Genomic DNA, 19721 nt, shown 5'->3' on the forward strand with positions numbered 1-19721 from the left:
GACTCAAGGCGGGGCCGTCAGTCGAGCACCGTACGCGGCCCGGCCACCTCCGCGCCCAACTCCCGTACGCGGCGGCGCAGTTCCCGGTCCGCCGTGATGACGAGGCAGGTTCGTCCCGCGGCGCGGGCGGTCACCGCGACGATGTGATCGTCCCCGCTGCCGGGCGCGTCCTCGACCCGTACACCGGGCACGGAGGCGACACCTCGGGCCGCGCCCTCGACCACGAGGACCACCTCCAGGGGCCCGGGATGTCCCGGCACCCCTGACTCCGCGCGGGGCACCAACCGGTCCCGCAGCCGCTCGGCGGCACCCCGCCGGTCCCGCCACCAGCCGTCCGGCACGGAGCCGACGACGTTCGCGCCGTCGACGACGAGCAGTGTCGGGGCCGCCTCGCCCCGCTCCACGCCTTCGGATCCGTCCATGCCCTCAGCCTGACACGGAGCGCGCGACCCCGGCGACGGCGTCCGTCACGCGCGCGTGAACGGATGAACGCCGCCTGGGGAACTCCTGAGCGAACGAATTATGATGTCCCGAGTCTCAGGGGTCCCGTGTTCGTGACGCGACGGGTTCAGGAAGGTGCACCAGGCTATGCGCAGAGGGTCGTCAGACCGCGTGGGTGCCGCGCACCCGACCGGGCTCACGGCCGCGGCACGCGAGCGGATCGCGTCCGGGGCCGCCCACGGCGACTGGCTCACGCTCGGCAAGTCCGGTCGGCTCAGCCTGTACGCCCCCACCGACGGGGGCTTGCTGCGCTGGACGGAGGTCACCGCCGGCGGCCCTGAGTGGAGCGGACCGCACTTCGTGGCCGCACCCGGGCTGACCCACCTGGCAGTGGCTCAGGGACCGGACACCTATGTCCACTTCCTCGGCCGCAGAGAGCGAGCCGCCGCCGACGGCGCGCGGAGCGTGGACCTCGTGCACGCCATCCAGTACCAGACGGGACTGGCCTTCACCGACTGGCGCTCGCTCGGCAATCCGGACAAGGACCGTGAGCGGGGGCGGCAGATGGGCGCACCGCTCGGAGCGATCGCGTCCGACGGCACGGTGCACGTCTTCGTACGGAACGCGCAACGCGGCTTGTCGCTGCGCCGGGAAGGGCCGGGCGGCAAGTGGAAGGCCTGGGAGGACCTGCACGGCGTCGGCATCGACGCGCTGTGCGCGCCGGTCGCCCTCGCCACCGGCCGGATCGAGGTCTGCGCCGCGGCCGAGACCGGCGTGTTCCTGTGGCGGCAACTCGAGCCGGGCGGTGACTTCACCGGGCCGCGCGGCTTCTCGCTGCGCCCGTCGCCGGGCACGGTCAGCGCTGTGGAGAGCGGACCGGAGCGCGCCACGTTCTTCTGGACGGACGCCGACAGCGGCGGTGCCGCGGCCTGGCGGGTGGGCCGCTGGCCGACCGCGCTGGGCGGCTCCCCGGCCGACCGTCCGTACGCGGCACTGCGTACCTCATTGGACGGCTACGACTGTGTCGTCCTCGCCTACCGGGACCGCGACGGCTCGGCGGTGCTCGGTGTGGGGGGTACCGAGGACGAGGACAACGGCTTCTGGTGGTACACGCTGGCGGAGTCCTGCCAGGGCGCGCCCGCCCTGGCGCGGGACGGGCACGGGCGGGTGGTCATGGCGCTGATCGATCCCGACGGCGTACCGAAGGTGGCCCGGCAGGAGAACGCCGCCGGGCTCACGTTCAGTCAGTGGCACAGACTCTGAGGAGTCCGCGGGCATCAACCACCCGTCGCCGGTGACTTCTTGGCCGACTCGGGGATCTGCTCGTCGGTGCGGAGCGCCTTCCACAGCGTCGTCGCCTGCGGCTCGGCGGCCACGACCCGGTTCGGGTCGATCTTGTCGTAGGCCACCGGGAGCATGATCGTCTCCATGGTGGACGGATCCACGCCGTTCATGCTCCGGCCGAACTCCGCCAGCTTGGTCAGGGAGGCCAGTTCCGAGTCCGTCGTGAGCGCCGTCGTCAGTTCGTCGGCGATCTTGTAGGTCTTGGTGGGGCTGCCCATCAGGTCCTGCTTCTTGATCTCGCTCAACAGCGCGAGCATGAACTGCTGTTGCAGGCCGATCCGGCCGAGGTCACTGCCGTCCCCGATGCCGTGCCGGGTCCGTACGAACTGAAGGGACTGGGTGCCGTCCAGGCGATGGGTGCCGGCGGTCAGATCCAGGCCGCTGGACTTGTCGTGGATGTCCTTGTCGACGGTGACGGTCACGCCGCCTATCGCGTCCACGAGACCCTTGAATCCCGCGAAGTCGATCTCCATGTAGTGGTCCATCCGTACCCCGGACATCTTCTCCACGGTTTTGACCACACACGCCGGACCGGCCTGGGAATAGATGGAATTGAACATCACGCGGTTCGCCGAGGGCACTTCGGTGCCGTCCGTCTTCGTGCACTCGGGGCGCGTCACCAGGGTGTCGCGCGGAATGCTGATGGCGACGGCCTGCTTACGGCCCTCGGGTATGTGCATCACCAGCGCGGTGTCGGAACGCGCCCCGGCGACATCGCCCGTGTGCAGCGCGGCGTTGGCACCCGCACGCGAGTCGGAGCCCAGGATCAGCACGTTCTGCCCCGAGGTGGGCAGCTTCTCCGGCCGGTCGTCGCCGAGCGCCTTGTCGATGTCGACGCCGTCGATGTTGCCGTCCAGGTTGCGGTACAGCCAGTAGGCGGTGCCACCCGCGGCCAGCAGCAGGACCAGAACCGTCAGGAGCACGATGCGTCCCCAGCGCCGCTTGCCGCGCTCGGGCGGCCGTCGCCTGCCGGTGGCGGACCCGCGAGTTCCTCGCGGCTCCGTGGTCGCGCTGTGCGTCATTGACTTCGGTCCTCTCCTCATGGGCTCCGCGCCTGCGGAGTTGCGGGGCCCGGGTGGGGGGTGACCGGCCCACTGATGCGATCGTCCAGCGGGAGAACTATAGGCCTACGTGTTGTCGCGTATTAAGGGCGGTTGACCACCGTACGAGACAGCGATGAAGGACACATTTACTCATCTTGACCAGACGTTATGTTCGAATAGTATGTGGAAAACCTGTGGTTGAAGGTTGGAGGGGGCTCACATCTTGGTCACAGGTTCGGATGATGCCAAGGCGGCAAGGGGGTTGGCCGGGCACGCCGAGTAGGGGTGGACGCCCGAGGTGGGATGTCTGTTGTCCCCATGGGTGAAATGTCTCGGTAGGAGTGCGCGTTGGTGGATCATCCGCGTCTGAGTGTTGTCGTTCCCTTTCAGGACGTCGAGGTCTACCTCGCCGAGTGCCTGGAGTCGATCGCACGTCAGTCGTTCCGTGACTTCGAGGTCATCCTCGTCGACGACGGTTCCACGGACGGGTCCACGCGGATCGCGGCCGACTTCTGCGCCGTCGACCCCCGTTTCCGACTGATCCGTCAGCACTCGCAGGGACCGGGTCACGCCCGGAACACCGGGCTGCGCGCCATGCATCCCCGAGGCGAGTTCCTCGCCTTCGTCGACGGCGACGACGTCATTCCCGAGTACGCCTACGACTTGCTGATCCGCACGCTGGACGAGTCCGGCTCGGACTTCGTCTCGGGCAACGTGCAGATGATGAACTCCACGAAGAAGTGGCAGTCTCCGCTGCACAAAGGCCCGATGCAGAAGAACCGGCGCGGAACGCACATCACGAAGTTCGACGCGCTGATCTACGACCGCACCGTCTGGAACAAGGTGTTCCGGAGGTTCTTCTGGGACCACAACTTCATCCAGTTCCCCGAAGGCGTCCTGTACGAGGACTCGTGGGTCAACATGTTCGCCCACTTCCGCGCCGCCAAGGTCGATGTCATCACGGACATCGTCTACTACTGGCGCCGCCGGGAAGGTGGAGCCGCCCCCTCCATCACCCAGCGCCACACCGAACTGTCGAACCTGCGCGACCGTGTCTCGGCGGTCCAGTCGGTCAGCCGATTCCTCGCGGAACGGCGCTCCCGGCTGTACGAGGAGAGCAAGCGCAAGTACGACCTCGCCTGTCTGAAGTCCGACCTGATGCTGCATCTCAAGGTGCTGCCCGACGCGGACGAGGAGTACCGGCAGGCCTTCATGGAGTGGGCCAACGAGTTCCTCGACGAGGCCGATGCCGACATCATCGACGAACTCCCCGCCGACGCCCGGGTCAAGTGGCTCCTGGTGCGTGACTGGCGGCTGCCCGAACTGCTCGAGGTCATCGAGTTCGAGCGCCGCGGCGGTCCGATGCCGGTCCAACGGCGGTTCCACCGCTATCTGAAGTACCCCTACCTGGGGGACCGGGAAGTCGGCATCAGCAAGAAGGCGTACCGGCTCGACAAGGAACTCTCCTTGCACGGCTCGCTGACCGGGGCGCGGTGGAGCACCAACTCCGACTCCTACCTGCTGACGCTCACGGGAACGGCGTACGTCCGCTTCATCAACGTGCACAAGAAGCACATGTCGGTGAAGGCCATCGCCCTGCGGAACAAGAAGCAGGGACGCATGGTGATCAGCACGGCGAAGACCACCTACGCGCCCCAGGCCACCGAGCACTCCAACCAGAATCGTTACTGCTACGACTGGGCGGGCTTCGAGTCCCGGCTCGACCTGACCCGCCTGAAGCGCAAGGGCCAGTGGGTCGAGGGGACCTGGGACGTCGCCGCGGGTGTCCTCAGCCGCGGGCTGTTCCGGTACCGGGGCATCGACCGGGGCGGCGCGGGAACCGCCGCCAATCCGCCGTACCGGTACGTCGACAAGAACACCCGTATCCTCCCGCTGTTCCTGCAGGGCAAGCTCAAGCTACGCGTGGAGACCGTGCGCTGCCGGATCACCGGTCACCGGGTGGCCGGGGACCAACTGGAGCTGCGTGGCGTCTATCTCGGCCCGAAGGTCCCGGAGTGGGGCAAGTTCCGGGTCACCAGCATGAGCGGGGCCGGGCGGCACGACGCCTGGGTCCGCTTCACCCCGGGCGGTGAGGGCTGGTGCACCTTCACCACCCGGCTTCCGCTGCGTTCGCTGGTGCCGGGATACCGCGCGGACATCCAGGCCGGGGCCCAGATCCCGGAGTCCTGGAGCATGGGCAGCAACGGCTGGAAGACCACCTTCCATGTCGAGGGCCGCAAGATGACCATCTATCCGGTCATGGCGGAGGAGACGACGGACGGGCACTACCGGATGCCCGATTCCCTGCAGACCCGCGAGGGCGACCGGGAGGTCGTGGTCCACCGCAACGGCTCGGGCTACCTCGTCCTCTTCGAGCGCGCGACGCTGCCCATGGCCACGAACTTCGCCTGGCAGCCGGACGGCTCACTGGACATCACCGGCCGCTACCTGGCCGCGGACCAACTGTCCGCGCAGGAGTACCGCAGCACGCACATGGTGGTGCGCTCGCGTGCGCACGGCGCGGAACGAAGCATCCCCCTCGCCTGGAGCGGCAATGAGTTCCGCTGCGTCCTGACCCCGGCCGGCATGAGCACACTCGCGGGCGAGATCCCGCTCGCGGCGGGCCGCTGGGACTTCTTCCTGCGTCGCCAGGACCTCTCGGCGGTGGCCCGCGAGGACCGTCTCGAAGACCTGATGGTGAAGATCGAGCAGGACCTCATCGAGGCCTGCCCGCAGGACTACGAGGAGAACGAACGCCGCTACGAGCTCCAGGCCGAGGCCTTCGACCGGCTGTCCCTCCTCGTCCACTCCGCCATGCCCGACGACGCCCGCGGCCCGTACCGCCAGAAGCTGCTGCGCACCAAGGCCTACCCCGCGGCACGTCGGCAGGCGGTACGGCCCGCGATCCTCTTCGACGCCTTCAAGGGCACCCAGTACTCCGACAGCCCCCGCGCCCTGCACGAGGAACTGGTACGTCGGGGCGTCGACCTCGACCATCTGTGGGTCGTGCGCGACGACCAGGTCCATGTGCCCCCGACCGCCACGCCGGTGCGTATGTGGTCCCCCCAGTGGTACGAGGCGCTGGCCACCAGCCGCTACGTCGTCGCCAACAACCACCTTCCCGACTGGTTCCAGAAGCGGGACGGCCAGACCGTCGTGCAGACCTGGCACGGCACCCCGCTGAAGAAGATCGGCCACGACATCGAGTCCATCCACTTCGCCGACCAGCGCTATCTGGAACGGGTCGAGAAGGAGGTGCAGAACTGGGACATGCTGGTCTCGCCCAACAGCTTCTCCACACCGATCCTCAAGCGCGCCTTCGGCTTCCCGGGCGAGATGGTGGAGTGCGGCTACCCGCGCAACGACATCCTGCGCCTGCCCGGTACGGAGGCGCGGGAGCAGGAGATACGCCGCCGTATCGGTCTGCCGGACGGCAAGCGCGTCGTCATGTACGCACCCACCTGGCGTGACGACCAGTTCTACGCCCCCGGCAAGTACAAGCTGGACTTCCGCATCGACCTGGAGGACGCCCTCGCCCGCCTCGGTGGCGACCATGTGCTCCTGGTCCGCCGTCACCCCAACGTGGTGGACCCGGTGCCAGGGGCCGGCGACGGCTTCGTGTTCGACGTCTCCGACTACCCGGACATGGCCGATCTGTCCCTGATCACCGACGTGATGATCACCGACTACTCGTCCCTGATGTTCGACTACGTCAACACCGGGCGTCCGATCCTCTTCTTCACCTACGACCTGGACCACTACCGCGACACCCTGCGCGGCTTCTACTTCGACTTCGAGGGCAGCGCTCCGGGTCCGCTGGTGTACACCTCGCAGGACCTGGTCACCGCGATCCGCGAGATCGACCGGATCCAGGACGCGTATACCGAGCGATACCGATGGTTCCAGCGCGAGTTCTGCGACCTCGACGACGGGTACGCCGCCGCACGCCTCGCGGACCGGATGCTGGTCGCGGGCGGGGACCTCGCACCCCAGCAGGCCATGGCTCCGGCGGTCGGCACCGTCGACACCCGCCACACCGGGCGCGCGCTCACGCCCATCCAGTGGAACTCCCCGGGCTGGTTCGCGTCGCGGCAGGGCCCGGCGCAGGCTCCTGCCGGGTCCGACGGGCTGGTGGGCGCGATCCCCGTACAGCCCGGCCCCGCCGACCGCGAGGTGTCGCCCGCCGCGCTGGGAGGTCCGCAGCAGGCTTACGCGCCCGCGGACCACCAGCAGGCTTACGCGCCCGCGGGCGAGGGCGTGATCGTATGACGGCGTCGGCCGGGTGTGGGGGCCGTGGCCGTAGCGCACCGCCGCATCCGGACCGGCCGGACGGTCGCGGCGCTCGATGACCGCGCCCCCGTACGTGCCCGAAGCGCTCACTGTCACCGTCACCGTCCCGGCGCGGCTGTCGGCCGAGCGCTTCTCCCGCGTCGCCTCAGTCGGTCCGTACGCGCAGGAGCAGGGCGAAGTGGTCGGAGGCGCCGGTGTCGTGCAGCGTGCACCGCGTCCTTCGCAGCCCGGTGAACAGATGGTCCAGCTTGTGACCGGAGACATGGGTCGCCCGGCCCGAGCGGGCGGACGCGGAGGCCTGATCGCACTCCCGGTGGACGGTGTAGGGCACGGAGGGCCACACCCACGCGAGGGGGTTGCGGGCCCCCGGCGGATCCACGTTCAGATCACCGCCGTACACCGTCCGCCGCATGGGCACCGCGGCGATCAGCGCCTTCAGTTGATCGTCGCGCAACTCCCAGCGCGGATGCGCCAGATCGCTTCCCCGCGGACTGAGATGGGCGTTGCACAGCCGGATGTCCCGCGCCGCGACGGAGGCGCACAGGATGCCGCGCCGCACGCCCACGGAGGGCTGTTCCGAGGGCACCGTGGCGATGTGGGACAGGGGGTACGCCGAGAGGATCGCGATACCGGCGGCACCCTGCCCGGCCTCGGCACACCGCACCGTGGTGTTGTGGCCCGCCTCGTCGCGTCGGCTGTAGGCCCGGAACGCCGTCTGCCAGGAGGACGGGCCGAGTTCCCCGCGTACCGCTTCGACATCGGCGGCACAGGCCTCCTGAAGGAAGACGACCCGGGCCCCGTACCGGGTGACGAGGCCCTTCAGCTCCCTTTGCTTGAGGGCACGGCTTCCGGTGCCTTCACAGTGCCACTGCCGTACGCCGCACATGTTCCAGGTCGCCACGGTCAGCGTCCGGTCCGAGGAGGCGGAAGCCGTCGGCCGGGCCGGATGCGCCACGGTCACCGCTGCCACGAGTCCCAGCAGGAGCACCACCGCGCTCACGACCCCGCGCCGCCGCCGGAATCGGCCGGACAGGGACAGGGATCGCACGGACAGCATCCCGCCATGATGACCGACCGGCCGAACCAACACCAAAGTTCCGATCTACCACCCCGCCTCGGGCCCCCGTCTCACGGGGGTACTGCACCGCCCGACGCCGAAGCACAGCACAGAGTGGAATACGCACATGGCCAAAGCACCCTCGAACGGGCGGCAGTTGCTCAACGGGATCGAAGCCTCCGGGACGTTCCCGGTCGAGTACCGGTTCACCCATGCCAAGAGCGGCAACCGGCATCTGGTCGTCGTCTTCGCCAACTTCTCGGCGCCCCACGACTACGGATGGTCGAACGGCGTCTTCGACAACGTCAGGGCCAACATCCTGTGGATCCGTGACCGGTTCGACGGCATGAACAGCTACTACCTCTGCAAGGAGATGGACTTCTCCCTGGAGAGATCCGTCGCCGGGCTCATCTTCAACGTCATGAAGGCACTGGAGCTCACCCCGAACGACGTCACCATGTGGGGCGGGTCGAAGGGCGGCAGCGCGGCCCTGTACTTCGGGCTGCGCTACGGCTTCCGTAACATCGTCGCCCTCGTGCCCCAGTTCCTGATCGGGACCTATGTGGCCACGATCCACCCGAAGGTGGCCCAGTACATGCTGGGAGAGGGCGTCCCGGAGGAGAACGTGCGGATCGTGGACGCGATCCTGCCCGACCTCGTCCGGTCGGAGACCAACCGTGGCGCCAACATCTATCTGCTGTCCTCGCCCCAGGACGAGCAGTACACGAACCAGGTGGAGCCCTTCCTGGGGCTCTTCCAGAACTACGAGAACTTCAACTTCATCTACAGCGAGTCCCCGTTCATCACCGACCACACGCAGGTCACCCGGCGTAATGTCCCCGCCCTCATGGGCATAGTGAACCTCCTCGCCGACGGCACCCCGCCGCGCCTGGGCTATGTCCGCAACGGCTACGAGGAGCCCGACCGCGACCGGTCCGCCATCAGCGCCTACCTTGACGCCACTTCGGTGGTGAGGGGAACGGAGTTCCCGGCGCCCGTGGTGACGGCACCGGCGTTCCAGGACGAGGTGCGCCGGGACGCCGTACGGTTCACGGGCTATGCCCAGGGCGCCGTCCGCGTCGTCGTCTGGGAGCACGGCAAGTACCTGGGGCGGACCGATGTCGCCGCCGACGGAAGCTGGTCCTGGGAGCTGGGCCGGGCCTGGAGCGTCGGCAAGCATCCCGTGAAGATCTACGCGGTGGACGCGGCGGGCTTCCAGACCGAGCGGACCGAGGTGCTCTTCACGGCGGTCGAGGGTGCGGCGGGGGCCGGGGCCGCCGTTCCGCCGGGAGCCGGGATGCCGGGCGCTGTTGTGCAGGGGGCCGTGCCGTCGACGGTCGGGGCCGACTCGGCCTCGCCCGTGGTGCTGGAGCCCGTGGCCCATGAACAGGTGATGGGCTCCCGGGTGGTCTTCACCGGGTCCGCCACGGGCGCCGCACAGGTGGGAATCCGGGAGAACGGCGTGTTGCTGGGCGCGGCCGCGGTCGCGCCCAACGGCAGTTGGTCCTGGGACTCGGGCTGGGCGTGGAGCGCCGGCATGCATGTCGTCGACGTCTTCGCCGTCGACGCCTCCGGCGGCGAGTCCCCGGTGACCCAGGTCCCCTTCACCGTCATGAACGCCCCGGCCGGGGCGGGGGCGCACCAGTACTACGGCTAGTGCCTCAACGGGCACCAGGAACGCGAAAGAGGGCCTCCGCACAGAGCGGAGGCCCTCTTCAGCAAGGGGAACGCAGGACGGTTACGCGGGAACCGACGCCACACCCGGCGCCAGGAACTTCTTGCCGTTCACCCGCTCCGAGACGCCCTCGCGGTCCAGGTACGGCGTGATGCCGCCCAGGTGGAAGGGCCAGCCGGCGCCCGTGATCAGGCAGAGGTCGATGTCCTGGGCCTCGGCGACGACACCCTCGTCGAGCATCAGGCCGATCTCCTGGGCGACCGCGTCCAGGACCCGGTCGCGGACCTGCTCCTCGGTCAGGACGGTGTCGCCCTGCTTCAGCAGCGCGGCGACCTCCGGGTCCAGCTCCGGCTTGCCGCTGTCGTAGACGTAGAAGCCGCGCTTGCCCGCCTCCACGACCGCCTTGAGGTTCGGGGAGACCGTGAAGCGCTCCGGGAACGCCTTGTTGAGCGTCTCCGACACATGCAGACCGATCGCCGGACCGACCAGCTCCAGCAGCACCAGCGGCGACATCGGCAGACCCAGCGGCTCGACCGCCTTCTCCGCGACGGCGACCGGGGTGCCCTCGTCGATGACGTTCTGGATCTCGCCCATGAAGCGGGTGAGGATGCGGTTGACGACGAACGCCGGGGCGTCCTTCACCAGAACCGCCGTCTTCTTCAGCTTCTTGGCGACACCGAACGCCGTGGCCAGCGAGGCGTCGTCGGTCTGCTCACCGCGGACGATCTCCAGCAGCGGCAGGATCGCGACCGGGTTGAAGAAGTGGAAGCCGACGACCCGCTCGGGGTGCTTCAGCTTCGAGGCCATCTCGGACACCGAGAGGGAGGAGGTGTTCGTCGCCAGGATCGCGTGCGCCGGGGCGACCGCCTCGACCTCCGCGAACACCTGCTGCTTGACGCTCATCTCCTCGAAGACCGCTTCGATGACGAAGTCGGCGTCCGAGAAGCCCTCGGCCTTGTCCAGCACACCGGACACCAGCGCCTTGAGGCGGTTGGCCTTGTCCTGGTTGACGCGGCCCTTGCCCAGCAGCTTGTCGATCTCGGCGTGGACGTAGCCCACACCCTTGTCGACGCGCGCCTGGTCGATGTCCGTGAGGACGACCGGGACCTCGAGGCGGCGCAGGAAGAGCAGCGCGAGCTGCGAGGCCATCAGACCGGCGCCGACCACGCCCACCTTCGTCACCGGGCGCGCCAGGCTCTTGTCCGGGGCACCCGCCGGGCGCTTGCCGCGCTTCTGGACGAGGTTGAACGAGTAGATACCGGCGCGCAGTTCGCCGCCCATGATCAGGTCCGCGAGGGCCTGGTCCTCGGCGTCGTAGCCCTGCTGCAGGTCGCCGTTCTTCGCCGCGGCGATGATGTCCAGGGCGCGGTAGGCGGCCGGGGCCGCGCCGTGCACCTTGGAGTCGGCGATGAACCGGCCGCGCGCGACGGCCTGGTCCCAGGCCTCGCCCCGGTCGATCTCCGGGCGGTCGACCACGGTCTCGCCCTTGAGGACGGAGGCCGTCCAGAGCAGCGACTGCTCCAGGAAGTCGGCGCCCTCGAAGATCGCGTCGGCGATGCCGAGTTCGTGGACCTGCTTGCCCTTGAGCTGCCGGTTCTGGTTCAGGCTGTTCTCGATGATGACCGAGACGGCCTTGTCGGCGCCGATCAGGTTCGGCAGCAGGGCGCAGCCGCCCCAGCCGGGGACCAGGCCCAGGAAGACCTCGGGGAGCGAGAACGCCGGCAGCGCCTTCGAGACGGTCCGGTACGTGCAGTGCAGACCGACCTCGACGCCGCCGCCCATCGCCGCGCCGTTGTAGTACGCGAAGGTGGGAACGGCCAGCTTCGACAGCCGCTTGAAGACCTCGTGGCCGCCCTTGCCGATGGCCAGCGCGTCCTCGTGCTTCTTCAGCAGCTCGACGCCCTTGAGGTCGGCGCCGACGGCGAAGATGAACGGCTTGCCGGTGATACCGACACCGACGATCTCACCGGCCGCGGCCTCCCGCTCGACCTGGTCGATCGCGGTGTTGAGGTTCGCGAGCGAGGCCGGGCCGAAGGTGGTCGGCTTGGTGTGGTCGAAGCCGTTGTCCAGGGTGATCAGGGCGAAACGGCCCGCCTGGAAGGGGAGTTCGAAGTGGCGTACGTGCGCCTGCGTGACGACCTCGTCGGGGAACAGCTCGGCCGCACCCTTCAACAGCTCAGCGGTGGTGCTCACTTGTCCCCCTCGAAGTGCGGGTTCTCCCAGATGACGGTCGCGCCCATGCCGAAGCCGACGCACATGGTGGTCAGGCCGTAGCGGACCTCCGGCTGCTCCTCGAACTGGCGGGCCAGTTGCGTCATCAGACGGACGCCGGAGGAGGCGAGCGGGTGGCCGAAGGCGATGGCGCCACCGTACTGGTTGACGCGCGCGTCGTCGTCCGCGATGCCGTAGTGGTCGAGGAAGGCCAGGACCTGGACGGCGAAGGCCTCGTTGATCTCGAACAGGCCGATGTCCGAGATGGACAGGCCCGCCTTGGCGAGGGCCTTCTCGGTCGCCGGGATCGGGCCGTAGCCCATGACCTCCGGCTCGACGCCCGCGAAGGCGTACGAGACGAGGCGCATCTTGACCGGCAGGCCGTTCTCGCGCGCGAAGTCCTCGGACGCGATGATCGACGCGGTGGCGCCGTCGTTCAGACCGGCCGCGTTGCCCGCGGTGACCCGGCCGTGGACGCGGAACGGCGTCTTGAGGCCCGCGAGGTTCTCCAGCGTGGTGCCCGGACGCATCGGCTCGTCGGCCGTGACCAGACCCCAGCCGGTCTCACCGGTCTCGGGGGTGGTGCGGCGCACGGAGATCGGCACCAGGTCCTGCTGGATCTTGCCGTCGGCGTACGCCTTGGCGGCCTTCTCCTGCGAGCGCACCGCGAATTCGTCGGCGCGCTGCTTGGTGATGTGCGGGTAGCGGTCGTGCAGGTTCTCCGCCGTCATGCCCATGAACAGGGCCGACTCGTCGACCAGCTTCTCGCTCACGAACCGCGGGTTGGGGTCGACGCCCTCGCCCATCGGGTGGCGGCCCATGTGCTCGACACCACCGGCGATGACGGCGTCGTACGCGCCGAACGCGATGGAGCCCGCGGTGGTCGTCACGGCCGTCAGCGCGCCCGCGCACATGCGGTCGATCGAGTAGCCGGGCACCGAGGTGGGCAGGCCCGCGAGGATGCCCGCGGTACGGCCGAGGGTCAGGCCCTGGTCGCCGATCTGCGTGGTCGCGGCGATGGCGACCTCGTCGATCTTCTTCGGGTCCAGACCCGGGTTGCGGCGCAGCAGCTCCCGGATCGCCTTCACGACGAGGTCGTCGGCGCGGGTCTCGTGGTAGATGCCCTTCGGGCCCGCCTTGCCGAACGGGGTGCGGACGCCGTCGACGAAGACGACGTCCCTGACGGTACGAGGCACGATGGCTCTCCTCCAGGGTGCGGGATGGCACTGCTGCGACACGCTGAGCGCGCGCTCAGGCCCATGCTACTCATGGGTAACCATGCTGCCCAGTCCCGCGGCCCCAAGCGGCGAAGGTCACACACCATCGGCGCACCCCGCGACCCCTGCCGCCGCAGTCGTCGCTAGACCCGCTTGATCGTCATCGCGGCGACAAGAGCCGGTGTCACGAGTTCGATCTGCCACGTACGGGCGCCGTACCCCAGCAGCGCGGACGCGACCGTCGTCTCGTCGGTCTGTGTCGGCGGCTGCCAGCACACCCGTCGCACCGTGTCCGGGGTGATCAGGTTCTCCTGCGGCAGGTTCAGCCGCTCGGCGAGCGCGGACACCGCGGCGCGCGCCGCGGTCAGTCGCGCGGCGGCGAGGGGGTTCTTGTCGGCCCACGCGCGCGGCGGCGGGGGCCCGGCGACCTGCTGCCCCGGCTGCGGCAGCTCGGCCTCGGGCAGCGCCCTCGCGCGGTCCACGGCGGCCTGCCACTGGTCGAGCTGGCGGCGGCCCATGCGGTTCCCGAAGCCGCTGAGGGAGGACAGGGCGTGGACGTTCGGCGGGATCGCGAGGGCGGCCTCGATGATCGCCGCGTCCCCGAGCACCTTGCCGGGGGAAACGTCACGGCGCTGGGCGATCCGGTCCCGGGTCTGCCACAGCTCCCGGACGACCGCCATCTGCCGACGGCGGCGCACCTTGTGCATGCCGGACGTACGGCGCCAGGGGTCCTTGCGGGGCTGCGCCGGCGGCGCGGAGGCGATCGCGGCGAACTCCTCCAGGGCCCATTCCAGCTTGCCCTGCCGGTCCAGGTCCTTCTCCAGCGCGTCGCGCAGATCGACGAGCAGCTCCACGTCCAGGGCGGCATAGCGCAGCCAGGGCTCGGGCAGGGGCCGGGTCGACCAGTCGACCGCGGAGTGCCCCTTCTCCAGGACGAACCCGAGGACGTTCTCCACCATGGCCCCGAGCCCCACGCGCGGGTACCCGGCCAGGCGCGCGGCCAGCTCGGTGTCGAACAGCCGCGTCGGCAGCATGCCTATCTCGCGCAGGCACGGCAGATCCTGGGTGGCGGCGTGCAGCACCCACTCCGTCCCGGCGATCGCCTCGCCGAGGCCCGACAGATCGGTGCAGGCCGCGGGGTCGATCAGGGCCGTACCGGCGCCCTGGCGGCGCAACTGCACCAGATAGGCGCGCTGGCCGTAGCGGTAGCCGGAGGCGCGTTCGGCGTCGACGGCGACGGGGCCGGTGCCGGCGGCGAAGGCGGCGATCACCTCGGCGAGCGAGGCGTCGTCGACGACCACGGGCGGGATGCCCTCCCGTGGAGCGAGCAAGGGGAGCGGCGCCGTTTCGACGTCGTCCGGAGGAGCGCCTCCGGTGGTACGCAGTGGGCTGTCTGCTGCGGTCTCTTGGGCGTCGGTCACATGTACCAGGGTATCCGTGGATGTGCCGCGCCCGCCGACGGAACGTTCCGTCGGCGGGCACGGGAAGGTCGTGAACCAGTCATACGACCACGGGTCGAGGGTGGATCGGGCGGTATCGGGGGCTATCAGGGGGTATCAGGTAGATCGGCGGGTCGGTGTCGGGATCAGGGTCAGTGGATGATGCCGGTGCGCAGGGCGACGGCCACCATCCCGGCGCGGTCGCCCGTGCCGAGCTTGCGGGCGATCCGGGCGAGGTGGCTCTTGACGGTCAGCGCGGACAGGCCCATGGAGACGCCGATCGCCTTGTTCGACTGGCCTTCGGCGACCAGGCGCAGCACCTCGACCTCACGGCCGGACAGTTCGCGGTAGCCGCCCGGGTGGCTCGGGGCACCCGGGGGGCGGCGGTGCAGACGGGCGGCGGCGGCACCGATGGGGGCGGCGCCGGGCCGGGTGGGGAGCCCGATGTTCGTGCGGGTGCCGGTGACGACATAGCCCTTCACACCGCCCGCGAGGGCGTTGCGCACGGCGCCGATGTCATCGGCGGCGGACAGGGCGAGCCCGTTGGGCCAGCCCGCCGCACGGGTCTCCGACAGAAGAGTGAGGCCGGAGCCGTCGGGAAGATGGACGTCGGCGACGCAGATGTCGCGCGGGTTGCCGATACGGGGACGGGCCTCCGCGATGGACGACGCCTCGATGACGTCGCGCACTCCGAGCGCCCAGAGGTGGCGGGTGACGGTGGAACGGACCCGAGGGTCGGCCACGACCACCATGGCGGTCGGCTTGTTCGGGCGGTAGGCGACCAGGCTTGCGGGCTGCTCGAGGAGAACGGACACCAGGCCTCCTGGGGGTGCGGGACGGGGCCGGCTCTGGGGGTGAAGCCGGGACGAACCGTGCTTTCAAGGTCACAGTCGTCTTCGGCATCACACACGTGCTCCTTTAGGGAATGATCACGATTTGGTGAGTAACAATCCGTGCAATTCGGACGAGCGAGCGATCAGGCGAAGATCGATCGGGAGCGTTCCTTTGTCGATATCGGGTCGAAAGTGGCCGTATCGACAAAGTGATGACAAGGATCGTCAAGATCGTCCGGTGGGTCGACGGGGGCGACCGGCGCGGGCACGGGCGGGTGTCGGCGCACGCGAGAGCGCGCCGTGGCGACATAGCGGCACGGCGTGTCCGAGACGGGGGAGCGGGGTGTCAGCGGGGGCGTGGGCCCCGGCGCTGGGGCAGCGTCACCACCGAGGTGTCGCCCGGAGCCGCCGGGGGCAGGCCCGCCACCTGGGACAGCAGATCGGACCAGGACGCCAGGTGCGCGGCCGTGTCCGGGGCGCCGCCGAGGCCCTCGTGGGGTGTCCAGGAGGCGCGGATCTCGATCTGGGAGGCGGCCGGGCGCGCGGAGAGCCCGCCGAAGTAGTGGGAACTCGCGCGCGTGACGGTCCCGCTCGCCTCGCCGTACGACAGCCCGCGGGCCTGGAGCGCGCCGGTCAGCCAGGACCAGCAGACGTCCGGCAGCAGCGGGTCGGCGGCCATCTCCGCCTCCAGCTCCGCGCGCACCAGCGTCACCAGACGGAAGGAACCCTGCCAGGCGGCGTGCCCGGCCGGGTCGTGCAGCAGGACGAGGCGGCCGTCGGCCAGGTCCTCGCCGTCCTGGACGACCGCGGCCTCCAGCGCGTACGCGTACGGGGCGAGCCGCTGCGGCGGACGGACGGCCTCGATCTCGACCTCCGGTCGCAGCCGTGTGGCCCGCAGCGCGTCGACCGCGGCACGGAAGGGCGGCGGAGTCGTATCCGTCGTATGCGCCTCCCCCTCCTGCGCTTCGTCCATTCCGTCAGCGTCGTCCGTCAGTCGTCCCTGAGCCGCAGCCATGCGGGGAAGATTAAGCGGAAGAAAGCGGCTTCGCAGGGATTGCCTGCGGCGGTTTGGCCGGGAACGGCCGGGGCCTTGCCCCTGATGTTCCCCGCCTGTGCGCCGTGCGAGACTTTCGGTGTGAGCGCGAACCTCCGCCCCGCGACGGGCCAGCCGACAGCGACGTACGACTCCGCCTTCCTCAAGGCGTGCAGACGCGAGCCTGTGCCGCACACCCCGGTGTGGTTCATGCGCCAGGCCGGACGCTCCCTGCCCGAGTACCACCGGGTGCGCGAGGGCATCCCCATGCTCGAGTCCTGCACGCGGCCCGACCTGATCGCGGAGATCACCATGCAGCCGGTCCGCCGGCACGGCGTGGACGCGGCGGTCTACTACAGCGACATCGTCGTCCCGCTCAAGGCCATCGGTATCGAGGTGGACATCAAGCCCGGCGTCGGCCCGGTCATCGCGCAGCCGATCCGCTCCCGCGCCGACCTGGCCCGGCTGCGCGAGCTGACCCCCGAGGACGTCTGGTACGTCACGGAGGCCATCGGCCTGCTCACCGCCGAGCTGGGCGCCACCCCGCTGATCGGCTTCGCGGGCGCCCCGTTCACGCTGGCCAGCTACCTCATCGAGGGCGGCCCCTCGCGCACGTACGAGAACACCAAGGCGATGATGCACGGCGACCCGCAGTTGTGGGCCGACCTGCTGGACCGGCTCGCGGAGATCACGACCGCCTTCCTCAAGGTCCAGCTCGACGCGGGCGCCTCCGCGGTGCAGCTCTTCGACTCCTGGGCCGGCGCGCTCGCCCCGGCCGACTACCGCCGCTCGGTCATGCCCGCCTCGGCCAAGGTCTTCAGCGCTGTCGAGGAGTACGGCGTCCCGCGCATCCACTTCGGTGTCGGCACCGGTGAGCTGCTCGGTCTGATGGGCGAGGCGGGCGCGGACGTCGTCGGCGTCGACTGGCGGGTGCCGCTGGACGAGGCCGCCCGCCGGGTCGGTCCCGGCAAGGCCCTCCAGGGCAACCTCGACTCGGCGATCCTCTTCGCCCCGCGGGAGGTCGTCGAGGCCAAGGCGCGCGAGGTGCTCGACGACGCCGCCGGGCTCGAGGGCCATGTCTTCAACCTCGGCCACGGTGTCATGCCCAACACCGACCCGGACGCCCTCACCCGCCTCACGGAGTACGTCCACACGCAGACGGCCCGCTGACCACCCCGCCACCGGCCCACCCGGCGGTGGGCCGGATCAGGCATCGTGGATCTCCTCGGTGAGAGCGGTGTAGGCGCGGAGGCGGTCCGGGTGGTCGGGCGTGCCGTCGATCCGCTGGGCCGCGAAGAGGCCGGGTGAGGTCGGCAGCCACGGTGCCTGGCGGACGACCAACTCGTCCCCGGGGCCGACGACTTCGTCCAGTACGGCCTCGACGAGCAGGTGGTTGAGGTGGACCAGGCAGTCGGCGACGGTCACCCCGGCGGTGGCCACATGCAGCTCCCGCCGGACGGGAGCGCGGCCTCGCGGGTCCTGGTCGGCCAGGACCCGTACCACCGCGGAGGGCCGGGTCGGCAGTTCGGCCGCCCCGTCGAAGAGCTTCAGCAGCCGCCGCAGGGTGGTGCTCTCCTCGGCCGGTGCCGGGCCCTGCCAGGCGGCTGACCCGTCGTCGGCCACGTAGTCGAAGGCGAACCGGTCCTTGAGGTTGTCCGGGTTTCCGGCGAGGAAGACGGTCCGGGTGAAGTCGCGGCGCCAGTCGACGGCCGCGGACGCGTCGACGCGCGCGGCGAACGCGCACGTGGCGCGCGCCCAGGACGGCAGGTCGAAGTCGCGCAGCACGCAGACCGCCTGCACCCTGGCGTCCTGCGCGGCCCCGGTGATCTCCCGCTGCGCGGCGAGCAGCCCGTCGGCGGTCAACAGGTCGAAGCGCGCGGCCAGTTCGGGCCGGGCGGTCGCGATGCGCCGCGCCACCTCCGCACGGAGCAGTTCCTGGGAAGTGGTCACAGGTAGACCGCCGACAGCAGGTCGTGACTCGGTGCGGGCCGGTGTCTGGCCAGCAGACTGGACGTCAGCCGGTACGGATTGACGTAGAGATGGTCACCGCGGTGCCGGGCGAGCACCTCCGGCAGTGGTGCGGGGTCGGTCGTCCTTGTGCCGGACAGCAGCCGGGCGGCACGCGCCAGACTCTGGCGCAGCGCCTCGTGACGGAAGGACTGCTGCTCGCCCTGGCCCAGCCCGGCGATGAAGTACAGCCGCATGCCCAGCCGGAGCACCGGCTCGTCGTACTCGGCCGCGGCCCTGCTCAGCAGCGCGCCGGTGGTGTGGTCGTGCCAGTCACCATGGCGCGCGGAGCGGATCCGCCCGTCGATGGGGACCCGGCCGAGCGTGATCCTGCGGATGGTTGCTCCGAACTCGGACAGGGTGCGCTCCAGCAGCAGGTAGTCGGGTTCCAGCTCGCGGTCGTAGAGCAGCACCGTCTCGTCGAACCGCGGTGCCAGCGGTATGAGTTCGCGCAGCGCGCAGGCCAGGTAGTTGGGCCGGCCCCGGGCATCGACGATCTGGCGCAGCGGCAGCCCGTACCGGGTGGCGTCGAGGAAGACTGGGCCGCCGTAGGCGCGTTGGTCGAGACACATGCCGAGGGTGCCGAGGCGGTCGATCGCCTCCTCCAGTCGCAGTCCGGGCGGCTGATGCGCGAGCAGCCCGGGGTCGTGCATGCCGAGGCGTGCGTAGTGCGCCGTCCACAGCTCCAGGACCCGGGCGCTCGCCGGGTGGACCCAGCCGTGCAGCTCGACCGCCTCCACGTACGGACGCAGGGCGGCGAGGCCGGCCCGCTGTCCTGCGGCCCGGTAGCCGACGTACAGCTCGCCGATGGCCTCCTCCGTGAGACCGGAGTAGTCGGTGTCCCCGGCGGTGCGGTCGAGGTACTCCCAGAACCCGAGGGTCTGCTCCGTGGGGTGGTAAGTGGTGGGGCTGTACCGATAGGTCACCTCGGCCAGGCGCGCGGTGGCCCGGTACATCACGTCGGTCCACAGCAGCCCCTTGAGATGGCTCGGGGTCAGGGGCTTGGACGGGGTCACGGTGATCGGGGCCAGCAGCACCCGGCGCCGCGCCGCACCGCGGGGCAGCGGCGCCGGGTCGTGTGCGGGCACCGGACCGGCGGTGTTCCCGCCGGTCACTGTCGCGCTCGTCATC

At 70.1% G+C, this 19721-nt stretch carries 14 protein-coding genes; 4 read left to right on the top strand and 10 right to left on the bottom strand.

Features of this window, described 5'->3' with window-relative positions:
- Positions 1–17: 17 nt before the first annotated feature.
- A complete protein-coding gene (locus ACZ60T_RS18110; protein ID WP_469666755.1) occupies positions 18–422 on the bottom strand; it encodes an NTP pyrophosphohydrolase in 405 nt (134 codons plus the stop codon).
- Between the two features lie 190 nt (positions 423–612).
- Between ACZ60T_RS18110 and ACZ60T_RS18115 the strand changes: the two genes are divergently transcribed.
- Complete coding sequence (locus ACZ60T_RS18115; protein ID WP_469666756.1) at positions 613–1704, top strand: PLL family lectin; 1092 nt, start codon at positions 613–615, stop codon at positions 1702–1704.
- A gap of 14 nt (positions 1705–1718) precedes the next feature.
- On the opposite strand, the gene ACZ60T_RS18120 is transcribed toward ACZ60T_RS18115, so the two are convergent.
- Positions 1719–2807, bottom strand: a complete 1089-nt coding sequence (locus tag ACZ60T_RS18120) for an LCP family protein (protein ID WP_365623596.1) — start codon at positions 2805–2807, stop codon at positions 1719–1721.
- A 372-nt stretch (positions 2808–3179) separates the two neighbouring features.
- Between ACZ60T_RS18120 and ACZ60T_RS18125 the strand changes: the two genes are divergently transcribed.
- Positions 3180–7097 (top strand): bifunctional glycosyltransferase/CDP-glycerol:glycerophosphate glycerophosphotransferase, encoded by a 3918-nt coding sequence (locus tag ACZ60T_RS18125; RefSeq protein ID WP_469666757.1) that lies wholly within the window; start codon positions 3180–3182, stop codon positions 7095–7097.
- A gap of 166 nt (positions 7098–7263) precedes the next feature.
- Here the strand turns inward: ACZ60T_RS18125 and ACZ60T_RS18130 are convergent, their stop codons facing one another.
- A complete protein-coding gene (locus ACZ60T_RS18130) occupies positions 7264–8175 on the bottom strand; it encodes an endonuclease/exonuclease/phosphatase family protein (protein ID WP_469666758.1) in 912 nt (303 codons plus the stop codon).
- 127 nt (positions 8176–8302) lie between these two features.
- Between ACZ60T_RS18130 and ACZ60T_RS18135 the strand changes: the two genes are divergently transcribed.
- Complete coding sequence (locus tag ACZ60T_RS18135; protein WP_469666760.1) at positions 8303–9832, top strand: hypothetical protein; 1530 nt, start codon at positions 8303–8305, stop codon at positions 9830–9832.
- 81 nt (positions 9833–9913) lie between these two features.
- Here ACZ60T_RS18135 and ACZ60T_RS18140 read toward each other — a convergent pair whose 3' ends face one another.
- The 5 genes from ACZ60T_RS18140 to ACZ60T_RS18160 form a co-directional block, all read right to left on the bottom strand.
- On the bottom strand, positions 9914–12043 hold the full coding sequence (locus tag ACZ60T_RS18140; protein ID WP_469666761.1) for a 3-hydroxyacyl-CoA dehydrogenase NAD-binding domain-containing protein: 2130 nt from the start codon (positions 12041–12043) through the stop codon (positions 9914–9916).
- Complete coding sequence (locus ACZ60T_RS18145) at positions 12040–13257, bottom strand: thiolase family protein (protein WP_365623586.1); 1218 nt, start codon at positions 13255–13257, stop codon at positions 12040–12042. The genes ACZ60T_RS18140 and ACZ60T_RS18145 overlap by 4 nt, the downstream gene beginning before the upstream one ends.
- A gap of 164 nt (positions 13258–13421) precedes the next feature.
- Positions 13422–14699 (bottom strand): HRDC domain-containing protein, encoded by a 1278-nt coding sequence (locus ACZ60T_RS18150; RefSeq protein WP_469666762.1) that lies wholly within the window; start codon positions 14697–14699, stop codon positions 13422–13424.
- Between the two features lie 170 nt (positions 14700–14869).
- Entirely contained in the window at positions 14870–15532 is a 663-nt protein-coding gene (locus ACZ60T_RS18155) for a response regulator transcription factor (RefSeq protein ID WP_043444816.1), read from the bottom strand.
- Between the two features lie 364 nt (positions 15533–15896).
- Complete coding sequence (locus ACZ60T_RS18160) at positions 15897–16565, bottom strand: DUF3000 domain-containing protein (RefSeq protein ID WP_365623581.1); 669 nt, start codon at positions 16563–16565, stop codon at positions 15897–15899.
- 120 nt (positions 16566–16685) lie between these two features.
- On the opposite strand from ACZ60T_RS18160, the gene hemE reads away from it, so the two are divergent.
- Positions 16686–17753 (top strand): uroporphyrinogen decarboxylase, encoded by a 1068-nt coding sequence (gene hemE / locus ACZ60T_RS18165; RefSeq protein WP_365623579.1) that lies wholly within the window; start codon positions 16686–16688, stop codon positions 17751–17753.
- A gap of 36 nt (positions 17754–17789) precedes the next feature.
- Here hemE and ACZ60T_RS18170 read toward each other — a convergent pair whose 3' ends face one another.
- On the bottom strand, positions 17790–18533 hold the full coding sequence (locus ACZ60T_RS18170) for a DUF6182 family protein (RefSeq protein ID WP_469666763.1): 744 nt from the start codon (positions 18531–18533) through the stop codon (positions 17790–17792).
- Positions 18530–19720, bottom strand: coding sequence for a hypothetical protein (locus ACZ60T_RS18175; RefSeq protein ID WP_469666764.1), 1191 nt, complete (start codon positions 19718–19720; stop codon positions 18530–18532). The genes ACZ60T_RS18170 and ACZ60T_RS18175 overlap by 4 nt, the downstream gene beginning before the upstream one ends.
- Position 19721 lies beyond the last annotated feature (1 nt).

The organism is Streptomyces sp. NPDC104371, assembly GCF_055583785.1.

Bases quoted from the DNA above. Each gene is read 5' to 3' on its own strand.
- ACZ60T_RS18110 (WP_469666755.1), bottom strand. From the start codon at position 422: ATGGACGGATCCGAAGGCGTGGAGCGGGGCGAGGCGGCCCCGACACTG.
- ACZ60T_RS18120 (WP_365623596.1), bottom strand. From the start codon at position 2,807: ATGACGCACAGCGCGACCACGGAGCCGCGAGGAACTCGCGGGTCCGCC.
- ACZ60T_RS18130 (WP_469666758.1), bottom strand. From the start codon at position 8,175: ATGCTGTCCGTGCGATCCCTGTCCCTGTCCGGCCGATTCCGGCGGCGG.
- ACZ60T_RS18135 (WP_469666760.1), top strand. From the start codon at position 8,303: ATGGCCAAAGCACCCTCGAACGGGCGGCAGTTGCTCAACGGGATCGAA.
- ACZ60T_RS18160 (WP_365623581.1), bottom strand. From the start codon at position 16,565: ATGGCTGCGGCTCAGGGACGACTGACGGACGACGCTGACGGAATGGAC.
- ACZ60T_RS18175 (WP_469666764.1), bottom strand. From the start codon at position 19,720: ATGACGAGCGCGACAGTGACCGGCGGGAACACCGCCGGTCCGGTGCCC.